The organism is Psychrobacter sp. CX21 (assembly GCF_057396255.1).
In genome coordinates, this window is the sequence record NZ_JBXYJG010000012.1 from 22504 (window position 1) to 38799 (window position 16296).

At 39.3% G+C, this 16296-nt stretch carries 10 protein-coding genes and 1 pseudogene; 9 read left to right on the forward strand and 2 right to left on the reverse strand.

Annotated elements, in window-relative coordinates; all coding sequences use genetic code 11:
* Nucleotides 1-387 precede the first annotated feature (387 nt).
* The 9 genes and pseudogenes from AC2SLP_RS08070 (at nucleotide 388) to rlmKL (ending at nucleotide 13087) form a co-directional block, all read left to right on the forward strand.
* On the forward strand, nucleotides 388-1881 hold the full coding sequence (locus AC2SLP_RS08070) for a cytochrome ubiquinol oxidase subunit I (protein WP_486536162.1): 1494 nt from the start codon (nucleotides 388-390) through the stop codon (nucleotides 1879-1881).
* Nucleotides 1881-2897, forward strand: a complete 1017-nt coding sequence (gene cydB / locus AC2SLP_RS08075) for a cytochrome d ubiquinol oxidase subunit II (RefSeq protein ID WP_486536163.1) — start codon at nucleotides 1881-1883, stop codon at nucleotides 2895-2897. The genes AC2SLP_RS08070 and cydB overlap by 1 nt, the downstream gene beginning before the upstream one ends.
* Nucleotides 2898-3727: 830 nt before the next feature.
* The gene (locus AC2SLP_RS08080; protein WP_486536164.1) at nucleotides 3728-4531 is read left to right on the forward strand and encodes a DODA-type extradiol aromatic ring-opening family dioxygenase; all 804 of its coding nucleotides are present in this window, start codon (nucleotides 3728-3730) and stop codon (nucleotides 4529-4531) included.
* Nucleotides 4532-4710: 179 nt separating this feature from the next.
* Nucleotides 4711-5484, forward strand: a complete 774-nt coding sequence (queC, locus tag AC2SLP_RS08085; protein WP_486536165.1) for a 7-cyano-7-deazaguanine synthase QueC — start codon at nucleotides 4711-4713, stop codon at nucleotides 5482-5484.
* Nucleotides 5485-5793: 309 nt separating this feature from the next.
* Complete coding sequence (locus tag AC2SLP_RS08090; protein ID WP_486536166.1) at nucleotides 5794-6129, forward strand: hypothetical protein; 336 nt, start codon at nucleotides 5794-5796, stop codon at nucleotides 6127-6129.
* A 493-nt stretch (nucleotides 6130-6622) separates the two neighbouring features.
* A pseudogene (locus AC2SLP_RS08095) lies at nucleotides 6623-7118 on the forward strand (peroxiredoxin).
* Nucleotides 7119-7469: 351 nt separating this feature from the next.
* Nucleotides 7470-9029: a dihydrolipoyl dehydrogenase gene (locus AC2SLP_RS08100; protein WP_486536167.1), complete on the forward strand. Its 1560-nt coding sequence runs from the start codon at nucleotides 7470-7472 to the stop codon at nucleotides 9027-9029.
* 217 nt (nucleotides 9030-9246) lie between these two features.
* On the forward strand, nucleotides 9247-10425 hold the full coding sequence (locus AC2SLP_RS08105; protein WP_486536168.1) for a mechanosensitive ion channel family protein: 1179 nt from the start codon (nucleotides 9247-9249) through the stop codon (nucleotides 10423-10425).
* Between the two features lie 259 nt (nucleotides 10426-10684).
* Nucleotides 10685-13087 carry a bifunctional 23S rRNA (guanine(2069)-N(7))-methyltransferase RlmK/23S rRNA (guanine(2445)-N(2))-methyltransferase RlmL gene (gene rlmKL, locus AC2SLP_RS08110; protein ID WP_486536169.1) on the forward strand — a complete coding sequence of 801 codons (2403 nt, stop codon included), beginning with the start codon at nucleotides 10685-10687 and terminating at the stop codon, nucleotides 13085-13087.
* A 139-nt stretch (nucleotides 13088-13226) separates the two neighbouring features.
* Here the strand turns inward: rlmKL and prmC are convergent, their stop codons facing one another.
* A complete protein-coding gene (gene prmC, locus AC2SLP_RS08115) occupies nucleotides 13227-14171 on the reverse strand; it encodes a peptide chain release factor N(5)-glutamine methyltransferase (protein ID WP_486536170.1) in 945 nt (314 codons plus the stop codon).
* Between the two features lie 18 nt (nucleotides 14172-14189).
* Nucleotides 14190-16082 carry an AmpG family muropeptide MFS transporter gene (locus tag AC2SLP_RS08120; RefSeq protein ID WP_486536171.1) on the reverse strand — a complete coding sequence of 631 codons (1893 nt, stop codon included), beginning with the start codon at nucleotides 16080-16082 and terminating at the stop codon, nucleotides 14190-14192.
* Nucleotides 16083-16296 lie beyond the last annotated feature (214 nt).

Here is a 16296-nt window from a genome sequence, read left to right on the forward strand (position 1 = left end):
TAAATGACTGGCAAACATAGCCATTATAATTTCATATCGGGTTTAACACTTTTACTAATGTTAAACCCTACGTCATTGATATATTCTAGACGCCATTCTATTGATTCTAGCATCACATTCTATATTAGTTTTTAACTTTTAATTGAACAAAATGAGTGTGTATTCGTTTATTAAGATTAATTAGGTTTATCGCGTGGTTCATCCTGCCTTTTTTAAATCCATAACTTTCAATATATAACCTTTTTCAACTTATAATTGTAGTTGCTAGCTATTAAAAGAAGACTTAGGCAATCATCTTAGACATTACTAACGTAGGCTAAGCGAGTCTAAAGTCTTAATTATTTATAGCTATACTGGTCTTAACTTTATCGTACAACGGTGATCATAATGTTCTCTTTTTTAACCGAGTTAGACCCCATTCTTCTGGCTCGCATACAATTCGCCTATGTTGTGTCTTTTCATATTGTATTCCCAGCATTTAGTATTGGCTTGGCTTGTTGGTTGGCCGTACTCGAATTTCGGTGGCTGAAAACTGGAGATGCTATCTATGCTGAAGTGTATAAACACTGGTCAAAGATTTTTGCTGTTGTGTTTGGTATGGGTGTGGTCTCAGGCATAGTCATGTCCTATCAGTTTGGCACTAACTGGGCTGTATTTTCGGACAGAACCGGTAACGTACTGGGGCCACTGCTTGCCTATGAGGTGCTGACTGCCTTTTTCTTAGAAGCCTCCTTCTTGGGTATCATGCTATTCGGATGGGGACGTGTTAGTAAAAGAATGCACTTTGTAGCTACAGCCATTGTTGCAATAGGCACGTTGATTTCTGGTTTTTGGATTTTGTCAGCGAATAGCTTCATGCAAACGCCTCAAGGGTTTTCTATAGGGGCGGACGGGCTGTTATATCCTGAAAGTTGGATGGAAATTATTTTTAACCCCTCTTTTCCGTATCGTTATGCACACATGATGACAGCAGCCTTTTTAACCACCGCTTTTGTAGTCGGTGGCATCGGTGCCTACTATCTACAGTCAAAAAAGCATGCTGACCACCGCCCGCACGGTAAGGTTATGCTGGGCATGGCAATGATTATGGCGACGCTTATTGCGCCTTTGCAGGTGTTTATTGGAGATGAGCATGGCTTAAACACCTTAGAACATCAACCAGCAAAAGTAGCGGCAATGGAGGGTATTTGGGAAGATGAGCGAGGCGCTGCTTTGCGTCTTTTTGCGATTCCTAATCAAGACACCCAAAGTAACGACTATGAGCTCTCAATTCCATATGTGTCTGGACTCATCTTAACTCACTCATTGGATGGTGAGGTAAAAGGCTTGAAGAACTGGGCGCCTGAAGATCAACCTCCAGTGCTCATTGTGTTTTGGGCGTTTCGCATTATGGTTGGTATTGGATTATTGATGGTTGTGGTGGGGCTTATGAGCGCATACAACTATTTTAAAAAGCGCCATTTTGATAGAGATAATAAAGTATTTCATTACGCTTGGATGGCAATGACGCCATTAGGATTTATCGCATTATTAGCTGGATGGTTTGTCACCGAAACAGGAAGACAACCGTATACTGTTTATGGTGTATTGCGGACAGCTGATAGTGCGTCACCCCTCATTAGCTCGCAAATTGCGACCAGTTTGGCAGGATTTATTATCGTGTATACTTTCATTTTTGGTTCAGCGACGATATATATTTTGCGTTTAATTGCATTAGGCCCACAACCTTTTGAAGATGTCGATGATGATAATTTCTTCGAACACTCAATCACAGAAGGTCAGGGTCGCACTTTAAGTGGCGATAGCAACCCAGAAGAACATACCAAAGAAGGTAAAGACCTCTCATCGCCTGCTGATGATAATGAAAAGGGATTACGCTAATGATGAATTTTGGTGATGTACTCGATTTACCACTCATTTGGGGCGGGCTTATCGCACTGGCGGTATTTGTCTATGTGTTACTTGATGGGTTTGATTTGGGCTGCGGCATCCTATTCCCCTTTGCAGGATCAGACAAGAACCGCAGTCGAATCATGAACTCTATTGCCCCTTTTTGGGATGGCAATGAAACGTGGTTGGTATTGGGCGGTGGCGGCTTGTTTGCTGCGTTTCCAGTCGCATATGGCATTATAATGACAGGACTATATCTACCCGTTATTTTTATGCTATTCGGGCTAATCTTGCGCGGTGTTGCCTTTGAGTTCCGTTTTAAAGCCAAACAACGCAGATATATTTGGGACTTATGTTTTCATATTGGCTCTGTTCTAGCTGCGTTTATGCAAGGTGTCATGTTAGCCGCGCTGATTCAAGGTTTAGAAGTTAAAGACCGTTTATTTGCAGGTGGACAATTTGACTGGTTAACGCCTTTTGCCTTTGTTTGTGGTATTGCAATAATTATCGGTTACGCCTTATTAGGTGCAACATGGATGATTATAAAGTCTGAAGATAAGCTACAAGCATGGGCGCGTAAAGTCGCTTATTGGCTGCTTATTGCTCTACTTGTTGCGATGGGTGTGGTAACCGTGTCCATGTTCTTCTTAAATGTTGAAGCAACATCGCATTGGTTTAAATTCCCAACGTTATTGTACCTTGCGCCGATGCCGCTGATTGCCATTGCGCTGTTTTTTGTTATGCGTAAAGACTTACATGGTGAGCGTGAATACCGTCCATTTTTATTGACGATTTTATTATTTCTGATGGGCTATATAGGTGTTTGTTCCGCAGTATTCCCTTATATCGTACCGTATGAGATGACGATGCATGAAGCAGCCGCTGCCGACACTTCGCTGTCCTTTATGTTGATTGGTGCAGCTATTATGCTACCCATTATTTTGAGCTATACCGCTTATGGCTATTACGTCTTTAAGGGTAAGAGCTCGCATGAACACATGTATTAACAGGGCTTGTGTATGAAACGTATTAAAGAAAATTCTGAGGAGAGGTATTCCGCCTCTAATCCTAAACCCATTAAAAGACTGTCTAAAAAACAGTCCCAGTGGGTTTGGTTTGTGGGTCTTTATCTAACTGGATTGCTAACTGTTTTATTAATCGCTAAGCTAATAAAATGGGGTATGGGGATTTGAGGTTTATATACATATAAATAAATTATAGATCTTTAGTCGTTATTATTTATATAGTAGTTTAATTCAATGATTTAAAATCCAAGCTTGCAAATAAAGTTTTAAAGAGCTAATAGTAAACACTATTTCTAACTACTGATTCTAACTACTAATACAGTTTCTTTATCAACTTCTTCTACGGGCGCTTTATAGTCTTGGCAATAAAGCATGTAAGGATTAAGTTACTCAAATATTGATTAAACCAAAAATACCTCTACAAAATAACTTTCACATAAATACTCAGTAGACTCATCATTTAATAAACCCTACTCAAAACAGCCATTAATTAATTAATTTAAATATTAAATCTAATATATCTCAAACTGTAACTGACCAACATAAAAAGACTTTGACAACCTTTAAGAAAATACCCTATTTAAAATGCTTTATCTTGACCCCATATTTTCTAGATGACCAATTCTAAAGCACATACTACTAATTCAAACCTAAAGACGAATCGTAGAGTGTTGGCTCGTGCAGAGTCGTCTAAAAGCACTTTTCATAATACAGTACTATCTCATAATTTTGATAGATCAATATCTATGTCTAGTAAAAAGAGAAAGACAATAAGAAAAAATTATATAGCATTAAGCAATCTAACGAAGGTTGTGACGCTTGATGCTAGTGATGTGTTGGCGCCGCTTAGTCCTGCCAGCACGTTACCCAGTTTATTTATATCTCACGGTGCGCCGTCATTCGCCCTAGATAGAAATACCAACACTAACGCTTTAGCACGAACCGGGCATAACTTACCTAAACCCAATGCTATCATTATCATGTCCGCACACTGGGTTAGCCGATCTTTAGAAATATCAAGTAACCCTATGCCCCCTACTTGGCATGACTTTTCAGGTTTTGATAATGCTTTATATGATCTTGAATATCCAGCCAAAGGTCATCCCAAACTTGCTGAATCTTTATCTCATCAACTAAACGATATGGGAATTTTAAATAGTTTAAATCCATTGCGTCCTTTAGATCACGGTGTTTGGGCACCGCTCATGCATCTTTATCCTTTAGCGGACATTCCAATCGTGCAAGTCTCATTGCCGCAGCATTATGACGCTTATGCTTGCTATCAATTAGGAAGTCTATTCTCATTATTAAGGCATCAGCAAATAATGATTATAGGTTCTGGTAGTATCACTCACAATTTAAAACGACTAAAATGGGATGCGTCTAGCGAAGACTTAGCCGCTAAAAATTTTAGGACGTGGCTTTTATCTCAACTCAAAACTGACATACCTAAAGCCTTAGAATGGCAAAATTTTGATAACATAACTGCCATCAATCCAAGCTCTGAGCATTTGTTACCTTTGTTTTTTGCCTTAGGGTGTGGTCAGCGAATGTCTGTCATCCATGAAAGTATGGCACACCATAGTTTAGGCATGGACATTTATCGGTTTGACTAAGTCAATAATATAACGCTTTTGTATAGCAATGTCCGTATAATTCTACGGCTGTAAAATCCTATAACTATGAAATCTTAATAAAGCGTTCTACGATTTAGCGAGTAGTAAATCAGCGTAACCCTCTACTCTTTTTTGCAACTTTAACTTTATAACATTGTATGATGTTCAGGACCCTAAATATGACGAATCTCGATACTTCTGCATCTCACATTAACAATCCTAGCGACCCATCACTATTAGATGCTTCACAAAATGCAGTGGTACTACTCTCTGGGGGGTTAGACTCTGTGACTTGCCTGTATTGGGCGAAAGATAGATATGCTAAAGTGACTGCGGTGAGCTTTAATTATGGTCAACGTCATAATAGTGAGCTCGTTGCCGCTAAAGACATAGCCAAACAAGCAAAAGTTGATCATAAAATAATTGATATCGATATCGCTCAGCTAGGTGGCTCATCGCTTACTGATTATGAGTTAAGCGTACCCGATGGTGATGCTGACAAATTTCCAACCCATAATGATACGATTGATAATCAAGCCATTCCTAACACTTATGTGCCGGCGCGTAATACGATATTTTTGTCATATGCCTTGGCTGTGGCGGAAGTTACCAACGGCAATCACATCGTCATTGGCGTAAGTTCAGTTGACTACTCAGGTTACCCTGACTGTCGACCAGAATATATTAATGCCTTTGAGACCATGGCAAATCTAGCCACTAAAGCAGGTGTCACAGGTCATAAACTGCATATTCAAACACCTCTACAGAAACTGTCTAAAGCGGAAACGATTGAACTGGGACATTCATTAGGCGTCGATTATGAACAAACTATTTCATGCTATAAAGCTGATGCACAAGGTAGGGCTTGCGGCGTTTGTGACAGTTGCACGCTTAGAAAAAGAGGGTTTGCTGATGCAGGACTACCGGACCCCACTCGCTATGCCGCTGTATAAGAAGGCTGCTATATATACAGGCTGTTTTAAATTAGTAGCGTTTAAGTTAGTACCGATTCAATTAGTATCATTTAAATTAATAGCATTTAAACTAGTAACGTTAAAATAGTAACGTTTATAATCGTAGCGTTATTCAAACGGCACTCTATGTACGTTGTAACTAATAAGAAACATAACTTTGCAACCTTATAGCAAATATAGTTATGATTTAATAGATTGAATTGTTAAGGTTGTTACTCTATTTTAGTCTCACATATTTACTTTTCTCTTATGCAGCTAGTAGTAAACGAAACATACAGGATATAAATTATGACATTGTTTAATAAAAAGTTAGCTTCTCTTATTGTTTTAGGTTCTGTGATAGGAGCGCCTGCTCATGCGCTAGATATTAAACAAGATCAAATAGATAAGTGCGTAAGTGGCGTGCAAGAATACAAGATTGCAGATCGTTCTACTGCGATGAAGTTGTGTGAATGTCAGGTTAATGTAAGAGCAAATATGACACTTGGACAAATATGGGAAATTGAAAGCTATGCGCAGAGTGGCGAAAATCCTGCTACCCTCCCTTATGCCGCTACCATGCAACAAGAGCTTCAACAATGTACGACGGGGCTGACATTAAACCCACCTCAAAAACCGCAATAAGAATTAATTGGTGTTCATTTAACGGCAGCTTAAGTAGTTTTATGATATTAGCAATTGATCAAATGCATATTTAGTTAAACATGCTCTTGGACATAAGGTTTTGACTCTTGTATTGCTATGTAGATTGACAGTTGACTATCCTATACATTTTACTATCACATATTTGGTGTTATCACTATTATTGATACTTGAATTCACTTAAGTATTACGAAAGGAGACTGGCAACCGCCAGTCTTTTTTTATAGGATTATTTGCATGCTTGCAGTTAACTAAATTCGTTTTTGGCTCATAAAATTTAAAATCAAATGATTAAAATTGTATTACAAACCTTATTTTAATCTATAAATTCGTTTTAGTTGTCTTTAAGCCTTTGACTATTTTATATAAAGGCTACGTGCATAATGACTACTTGCTTACTAACTAGTTGCTTAATAACTAGTTGCTTTATCACTATTTTTTAGAGACTACTGCTATTATCACAAGGGAAATAATTATGGCAAAACCTACTAACGAAAACATTACTTTACCAGACTTTAGTATGCCCATGGTTCAAAGAATAAATGACGAGATGATTGAAAGTGAAATCAATTTAAAAGATTTAATTAAAAACAATAAAAATTGGTCTCATCCTCTATTTTTACCCCAGAGACAATACCCCTGGATGTACTACGCAAGCAGTAGATTTTACCGATAAGCTTCAAGACTTTGATAAACTTGGGTATGACATTATTGGGGTATCTAAAGACAGTATTGAATCGCACAAAAAGTTTATTGAGAAAAAAGAATTACTAATACCTCTTTTAAGTGATTCTGATGAAAAGCTTTGCAAGCACTTTGATGTTATTAAAGAAAAAAATATGTATGGTAAAAAAACTTTAGGATTAGTGCGCTCCACCTTTGTATTTAATAAGGAAGGTAAGCTAACCCATGCACAGCGTAATCTTCGCGCTAAAGAGTATGCCGATAGATTAATTGAAACGTTATCTTAGACTGTAAATCTTAAACTAGGGTCTGTTGAACATTCAAATATGGAACTGGCGGCGGTTATTTTTAAGGCAATATGCAGGGAAATTTTAGACACTTAGTTATTCTAAGTTAGAAAATTTCACAATATATTGACAAAAAATAGACCCGCCCCGTAGGGCTGATGCTAAAATTGACCCAAACGTTGTTATAAACCTAGCTAAGCTCCAATACGCTTCGGGCATTATCGTCGGTTTATGCCTAGTTTGGAACACAGCTTTGATTAATTGGTAGCTATCAGCAGTCCTAATATTTGAATGTTCAACAGACCCTAAATAAACGTTATACATTTTAAATAGATTAGGAAAATTATAAGAATGTCACAAACTATTGAAGACTCAAAAAATATACGTCATGTAGATGCTGCTGTCATTGGCGCAGGAACAGCGGGACACAATGCTTATCGACAAATAAGTAAAGCCACCGATAATGCAGTTATTATCAATGAAGGGATTTGGTCGACTACCTGTACAACCATGGGCTGTATGCCTAGTAAACTGCTTATCGCTGCAGCAGAACGAGCTCATCATGCCAATCATTCGAGTGAGTTTGGGGTGGAAGCAGAAGCGCGCATTAATGGTAAACAAGTCATGCACCGCGTTCAATCAGAACGGGACCGTTTTGCCGGGTTTGCGCTAGATAATGTGGAAAAATGGGATGAGAACAACAAAATTTATGGCCGTGCTGTTTTTAAAGACGCTGGTTTGATTGAAGCCCATACTGCCACGGGTGAGGTACAATTAATTAAAGCAGATCATATTGTTATTGCTACCGGTTCAAATCCGTTTGTGCCAGATGGCTGGAAAGAGTCTCTTGGCGAGACGCTTATCACCTCAGATACAATTTTTGAATTACCTGACTTACCAAAATCAATGGCGGTCATTGGTGCAGGCGCTATTGGTCTTGAGCTGGCTCAAGCCATGAATCGCTTAGGTGTGGATGTGGTGATGTTTAATAAATCAGTACGAGTGGGCGGCCTAAGTGATGAGTCAGTCAATCAAAAAGCCATTGATTGCTATTCAAAAGACCTTGATATGTACCTTGGCTCAAGTATTGACAGTGTTTCATGCGATAAGCCTTCAGATGAAAACTCCTCAACACCAGCCATAGCGACTATTAACTATACGGATTCAGACGGTAACGCCAAAACCTGGCAGGGAGAGAAGGTGTTGGTTGCAACGGGTAGACGCAACTCACTGCATACGCTTGGGCTTGAACATGTCGGCGTAAAGCTTGATGATAAAAACAAACCTCAGAATTTAGATAAGACAACGGGACACATAAAAGACTCTAATATCTATATCGTTGGGGATGCCAATGCATACATGCCAATCTTGCATGTATCAAGTAATGAAGGTTACTTAGCGGGTAAAGAGATTGCTCTTAAAATCAGCGGTAAAGCAGATAGGATAAGCGTTAGTGAAGCAATCGCTAAAAATCCTGATTGCGAAGAAGACAGTGACTTTTTAACAGACATTACCCCAGAGAAATCTAAAACTGCAGCGACTGCAATGACGGTCACTTTTAGTTCTCCGCAAATTATGAATATCGGTAAGTCGATTAAAGATATTAAAGATGAAAACTTACCTTATGTGATTGGGGAAGTCAGCTTCGATAATCAAGGTCGCAGCCGTATTATGGGTGTGAACTGTGGATTACTACGCATCTATGCATGCCCTGAAACCAGTCTAGTATTAGGTGCTTCTATGGTTGGACCTGATGCTGAATATATGGCTCACATATTAGCCACGGCGGTAACAAATGAGGTGACTATCGATGGTTTGCTTGCCAGTCCTTTTTATCATCCTACAATACTCGAAGGATTAAGAACCGCGCTTCGTGATACTATCGGTAAAATTCGCAATTACGAGTCTTAAAATTGCACAAATCTTTAGTTTAATAGTTTTAACTTAATATAAATAAAAAACACTCCGAATTATCATTATTTGGAGTGTTTTTTTATATAAGTGAGTACACTTTCCCCATAAAGTGTCCCAAGCTTTATCTAAATTTCAACTCTATCTAAATATATTGTATATTAGAGTTACTTAAACATACAATTTAGCACTTTTATCTTTTTCGACGGAACCTCCAATGGCTGAAAATGTTGGCTCAAAGATCGGCGCATTTTTTCAAGATATATTGCAAGATTTATATTCAAGCTTTTATATAGCTATCGGAGGCGACTTAGAAGGAGAGTCGCGCGACTGGGCTGGACATGGTGTTGAGTTAATTAGTACCCTTATTAAAGTATTCATTTTACTTGCACTATTAGGCGGCATATATTGGCTATTAATATACGTACTTAAACACAGCCGTGAGCGTTTTAAACTTTCGGAAAAACGCTTGAATATAGCGCGCTCGGCTTTACGCTATATTTGGGTCGTCAGTTGTGTGATAGCTATCATGAGTCAAACAGCTATTGAGCATGAAACAATAACTGCAACGGCTAAAGCCAGTATCTGGGCGGGTATTTATTACATACTATGGACTTCATCCGATCATGTTATAAATAGAGTATTAAATCATTACGGACTTAATGCCTCGATTGAGCAGTTATTAAAAAACATTTTTTTCGTACTTATTATCGTTCTGGGTTTGGCCAGCGTCATGGCTCAATTTGGATTCGATATTGTCTCTATTGTAGCCGGTCTTGGTATTGTGGGTTTAGCAGTTGGTTTTGCAGCTCAGTCCACTTTAGCAAACTTTATAGCGGGCATTACTATTTTGCTTGAACAGTCTTTTCAAGTAGGTGACTGGGTAAGTATAGGTGACATCGAAGGCCGTGTTATTCTCATTTCGCTCAGAACGACACGCATTTTAACTCGTGATAACATCACGGTTATCGTCCCAAATGATACGGTTGCCTCCTCTCAAGTAGTCAACATCACTTCTAAAAACTTTATCCGTTTTGATATTAGAGCTCGAATAGCCCTTGAAGCCGACATTCAAAAAGCGCGTGACGTTATATTAAACGTTATGGAAGATAATGAAGACATACTAAAACGACCAGAACCTTCAGCGACTGTTGACCATATTAGTGATTTTGGCACTGTATTTATTGTTCGTTTTTGGGTGACGCCTGCGACAGTAGCACGGATTCCTAAATTAAAAGAATCTTTGCATGAATGTATCAAAACCAGTTTGCAACAAGCAAATATAAGTATTCCATACCCTCATATGCGTATACTCATGCCTAAGGATGTTTCCTATCCCATCGAAACCAAACCATTCGAGGTCACCACACATTTAAGTCAAGACAAAGACTCTTAAGACGTGTAGAGACACTACTAAATATGATAAAATCACACCTATTATCCTCTTAAAGACTATTCTACTTCTAAATCGCTATCGCTCATTTATTAAACTTTAAAAATCATTTTTTACGTCTATTTTTTAATGACTATACTATTAAAGCTTGCACTAATATATAGGCGGCTTTTTTAATAGTTATATCTAATAGTATTGGTATTCAATTTCGATTTTAATGTTAAACGAATTTATAGAGCTACTTACAACGTAAAGGCCAAATATGCCCACCCCTACCCTCGAAAATCCTTCTGTATCAAACCATACCTGCTACGACATCATTATTACCTGTGCAGATGGCTTAGAAGCTGCTTTGCAAACAGAGTTAGACAGCTTTGATATTACCAGTGAGTTTAAAAGCACCGGCCGAATTGCGGTAAGCCCAAGCTTGGAGCAAATATACAAAATATGCTTGTGGTCACGTGTGGCATCTCGTGTCTTGCTGCCCATAAAAAAACGCAATATTAATGCTGAATATGACGTTGCAGAACAATTAAATGGCTTGGCAAAAACGGTAGATTGGACTCAGTGGTTTGGTCTAGACAATACCTTCGCCATCCGCATGAATGTTGACAAGCGCGTCCAAGTTAGCCAGCAATTTGCCATGCTGCGTATCAAAGACGCTATCGCGGATACCTTTAGTGAAAAACTTGATGCCCGTCCTGATGTCGATAGTAACCAGCCTGACTTCCCTATTTATGCCACCGTCAATGACAAGCAAGCGGAAATCTTTTTGGACCTATCAGGGACCAGTCTGCATCGCCGTGGTTATCGTGTTGCCATGACCGATGCCCCGTTAAAAGAAAATTTGGCCGCTGGTCTGTTGTACACCGTAGGTTGGCACAAAACTAAAAACAGTTATAGTGCACTGATTGACCCCATGTGCGGCTCAGGCACCTTCATTATTGAAGCGCTACTGATGTATTGTGATTATGCGGTAGGTATTGATAAATCTGAGTCACAGTTTGGCTTTTATCACTGGCATGAGCATGATTCTGGGCTATGGGAGCAGTGCGTTATTGATGCCCAGCAGCGTTTTCATAATGGCTTAGAAAAAGCAGCAAGTGGGAAACTGCCTACCATCCTAGGTTTTGATGCCGATGCAGGCGCAATTAAAGCCACCCATAAAAACTTAATCGCAGCTGGGCTTCAAGATATAATTGAACACATTACGCTTGAAACACGATCGCTGTCGCAACTTAAAATTGCACTCGCTAAACCGCTACAAGAGCGTAAATTGAAACGTCCGTTAATTATTACCAACCCCCCATACGGTGAGCGTCTGGGCGATGTAGACTTTATTAAGCCCTTATATCAAGGCCTAGGATTAACCTTACAGGATATCTTCAACAAGCAAAAATATCAGCCCCTGCTCGGTTTGTTGGCCGCCCATGTCGAGCAAGCTGATGTGTTGCCTATTGAGGAACCACAAACTTTACGCTGTCACAACGGCGCCATAACCGTTTATTTCCGTTATGGTCAGCTCATCCCGTCAGAGGACCACAACCTTATCACTCGCTTTGAAAAAACTGAAATTAAAGTAGATGAAGCTCAAGATTTTGTTAATCGCCTCCAAAAAAATGTCAATCATCTCAAAAAACTGGCGGCTAAAGAAGACGTGACTAACCTAAGGGTTTATGATGCCGATTTGCCTGATTATAAAGTTGCTATTGATGTCTATGGTGACTATGTGCACGTCCAAGAATGGGCGCCACCCAAGACCATTCCGCCAGAGACAGCCCGTAAACGCTTTAACCTAGCATTAATGGGTATCCGTGAAGTGTTTGGTATTAACCGTGAGCAAGTGTTTATCAAGACTCGTGCCCGTCAAGTGGGTAATACACAGTATGGTAACCCTGAGGGAAGCCCTTATAATAATAAGAAAGCGAAAAACGATACCCTTGAGCCGAAGAAAGACAATCGTAACCGCTATAAAGGCAATAAATTTCAGCAAGCACGTGAAGAAGCAAAACGACAAGCGGCGCGTGAAGAAGCAAAAAAGAAACGTAAAATGCATGTGGTGTTCGAGGATGGCGCTTATTTTTACGTCAACTTTACCGACTATTTGGATACTGGTCTGTTTATTGACCACCGAAATATGCGCAGTATGATTCGCTCAGCCAGTCGTGGCTCCGATGTACTAAACCTATTTGCCTATACCTGTACTGCCAGTGTGCATGCCGCTTTAGCTGGTGCTAAATCGGTTACGAGTATCGATTTATCTCAAAACTATCTTGACTGGGGTAAGCAGAACTTCGCCTTAAATGGTCTGGACGTTAATACTTCGAAATATCAATTTATTGCCTCGGATATATTTGATTGGATTAAGGACAATACCGACCAGTTTGATGTGATATTCATTGATCCACCGACCTTCTCAAACTCGAAGAAGTTTCAGGGTACCTTTGATGTGCAACGTGACCATACGGCACTTATCAACCGTGCTATGAATCGCTTAGCCAATGGAGGCGTGATTTACTTCTCAAATAACTTTAGCAAATTTGAAATGGATGAAGAATTATTTGAGCGCTATGATGTCATTGAGATTACCTCTCAAACAATTGGGTTTGATTTTAATCCAAAAAAACCAATCCATCATAGTTTTGAGATTCGTCATAAGCTTTAAGTAATAAAATACTGTCAATGTTAAAAAGCGCCATTATCCAAATATAATGGCGCTTTTTTATTGAGTAAAATATCTTAACTATTTATATATTTTAGATTGATTAGCATAAGTCTTAACATGGGTTCTATTATGATTTCTGCTAAAGTACCCCCATCGTCACTCTCTCATTACCCCCATAATCTTTTATGGTCTTGACGTAAGCATATCCATTTTTATTAAAAATTTCACGGACCTTATTACCTTGATCATAGCCATGTTCGATTGCCAATAACCCACCGCTAACGAGATACAATTTAGATTGACCGCATATCAGTTTGATATCTGCCAGTCCATTATCATCAGCCACCAAAGCGGTAACAGGTTCCGCTTGCAGTAGACTTAAATGGGTGTCATCACTATCAATATAAGGTGGATTGGAGACGATAACCTCAAACTTAAAATTTGGCTCAATTGCTGAAAACCAGTCACTTTGGGCAAATTTAATATTAGTTACTTGATTAAGCTGAGCGTTACGTTTAGCAACTGCCAGTGCTTGTTCTGAGTAATCAATAGCTGTGACTTGCCACTGTTTCGGGTATAGATTATCCAGCTCATGTGCGAAACTAATCGCAATACAGCCTGAACCTGTGCCTAAGTCTAATAGTTTGAAATTAGGATTTAATATAGAGTCTGTTTTTATATCAGCTTTGCTTAGGCTATTTTTAGTATTATTTGCATAGTAGTTTTTGGCTATCCAATCTATCACCTGCTCCACCAACACTTCGGTATCGGGACGCGGTATCAGCGTATGTTCATTGACTTCAAACTCTAGTGACCAAAACGACTGCTTCCCCGTTAAATAAGCCAATGGCGTGCCAGCCTGCATCTTAGCAATGCCTGCGGCAAACTGTGCTTGCTCCTCAGCAGTTAGCACATAACCCTTATCGGTAATCAAATAGGAGGCAGGCTTATTGAGCACATAAAGCAACCAATCGTTTACCCAATGCGTAGGCAGACCAGCATAGTGAGTTCGTTTAATCTGATGAATAGTGATGGCCTTTTCTGACAGATTATCGGACACATTATTGGACAGATTGTCGGACACAGCTTGAACATCCTTCATCTATAAAGAGGCTTTATTGTCAGACTGACCGGATAATACCTTATCACTAACTAACTCCTTATCACCATATATATCGTCATTACCACCAATGACAATATATTTATCAACGAGGTAAATCAGAAGCAGTATAGGTATGCCAATTAAAAAGGTAAATGTAAAGAAGAACGGCCAGCTTGTTACCTTAACAATTGCCCCTGAGTAACCCCCTATCACCTTTGGAATAAGCGTCATTAACGATGAGAAAATAGCGTATTGAACCGCCGTGAATTTAATAGAGGTTAGGGCAGACAAAAACGCAATAAACACCATACTGGCAAATCCCGATGCTAGATTATCTAAAATAACCGCAAAATACATATACTCGACACTACCTTGATGGTAGGTAAGCAGAATGAATAACAAATTAGTAGCTGAGGCCATAATGGCACCGATCATCATTACTTGCATCACACGGAGTCGTTGGGCAAGTATACCTCCTAAGAAGCCACCTACTATGGCCATTATCACGCCGACAAGTTTGACCGCATCAGCAATTTGCGTCTTGGTAAAACCCATTTCTTGATAGAAGACATTAGAGATAACGCCTGCGACAATATCTGAAATACGATACAAGCCAATTAAGGCCAACAATAAAAGCGCTTTTTTGCCATAGCGGCGAAAGAAGTCAATAATCGGATTGATCCACGTTGCCATCGCCACTTCTTTTTTAACTAAGCCGATTTTGACCAACAAGAAGCCTGTGACTAGTGCTAGCGCCAAACTGGTCAATAAGCGTAGAGCAGCCATTAAGAACTTCGCTAATGCATCTTCAAACGCTGGCTGTATCTGACCAAATAACCGATAGCCGTATATAAACACAATAACGGACAATATAAACACTAACACCAATCTAACGTAGTCATTGCGTGACTCAGTTACAGTAGGCGCTTTATTAATAATTTTTGATTGATTTGCTATAAAAAACAGCATTAGAAGCGGGGCAAAACCGATGATCACCGCAAAGTAGTTTTTTAGAATAGGATAAATGGATAGAGGAATAATGACGACACTGCTATCAAACAATCTGTTGTATAACGTTTCTACTAAATAAGGCAGACCAAACAGCGTACCAGGTACCAACAACAAGACTGAATATATTAAGAATAATTTTAAATTACGCTTTTGTTTATTAACTTGTAAAATCTGTGCGGTCGGCTCATACCCTGCAAACGTCGTCAGCAGGGGCAGTGTCATAATCACCGCCATCACATAATAGGTATTCCTCCACGCCTCATAGCTATACTGGGTCTCGGTTGAACCAAAAAATACCGCCAGATATAACGACCCTGCCCCTGCTACAATCATACCGATTCGATAACCCGTCACATAGATAGAGGATAACACCGGCTGCATCTCTGGAGGCGCAAGTTCAATACGGTAAGCATCAATAACAATATCTTGAGTAGCCGCAGAGAAGCCTAACAATACTGCTGCCGCGGCCATGATACTCAGTACACTTTGCTCAACAGGGTTAATACTGGCCATAAGATATATAGCCAATACGATCAACAGCTGTGACACCACCATCCACGCCCGTCGTCGACCAAGCCACTTCGTTAATATCGGTAAGGGTATCGCATCGATTAATGGTGACCAAATAAACTTAAACGCATAACCCAGTCCTGCCCAGCTAAACATAGTAATAATACTTAAATCAACCCCTGCCTCATTGAGCCAAAGCCCTAAGCTTGAAAATATCAGCATAATAGGAAGACCAGCTGCAAAGCCTAAAAAGAACATAATTAATACGCGTATGTCTTTGAATGCCTTTAAGGACGCTATCCATGACTTTTTGGGAGGCGCAGTGAGATCAGTATGAGAATGAGTATTATTAGAAGGGGTCGATACAGACATAGCAGACCTATCATTATAAAAAATATAAAACAGTTATATTACTTGAGAATGTCAAAATTGACTAGCAGTATCGCATCTGGCATATATAAAGCTACGAATAGCAATATCAACCTAAAATAACGGTATAATGATTGGAATATGTGTTTATAATTCCTTAAAATTAACCCTACTTTAAATCATGTGCTTTTCACTTATAGCTTGCAACAGGATATTT

Coding starts and splice junctions, on each gene's coding strand:
- AC2SLP_RS08070 (WP_486536162.1), top strand. CDS start 388: ATGTTCTCTTTTTTAACCGAGTTAGACCCCATTCTTCTGGCTCGCATA.
- cydB (WP_486536163.1), top strand. CDS start 1,881: ATGATGAATTTTGGTGATGTACTCGATTTACCACTCATTTGGGGCGGG.
- queC (WP_486536165.1), top strand. CDS start 4,711: ATGACGAATCTCGATACTTCTGCATCTCACATTAACAATCCTAGCGAC.
- AC2SLP_RS08090 (WP_486536166.1), top strand. CDS start 5,794: ATGACATTGTTTAATAAAAAGTTAGCTTCTCTTATTGTTTTAGGTTCT.
- AC2SLP_RS08100 (WP_486536167.1), top strand. CDS start 7,470: ATGTCACAAACTATTGAAGACTCAAAAAATATACGTCATGTAGATGCT.
- AC2SLP_RS08105 (WP_486536168.1), top strand. CDS start 9,247: ATGGCTGAAAATGTTGGCTCAAAGATCGGCGCATTTTTTCAAGATATA.
- rlmKL (WP_486536169.1), top strand. CDS start 10,685: ATGCCCACCCCTACCCTCGAAAATCCTTCTGTATCAAACCATACCTGC.
- AC2SLP_RS08120 (WP_486536171.1), bottom strand. CDS start 16,082: ATGTCTGTATCGACCCCTTCTAATAATACTCATTCTCATACTGATCTC.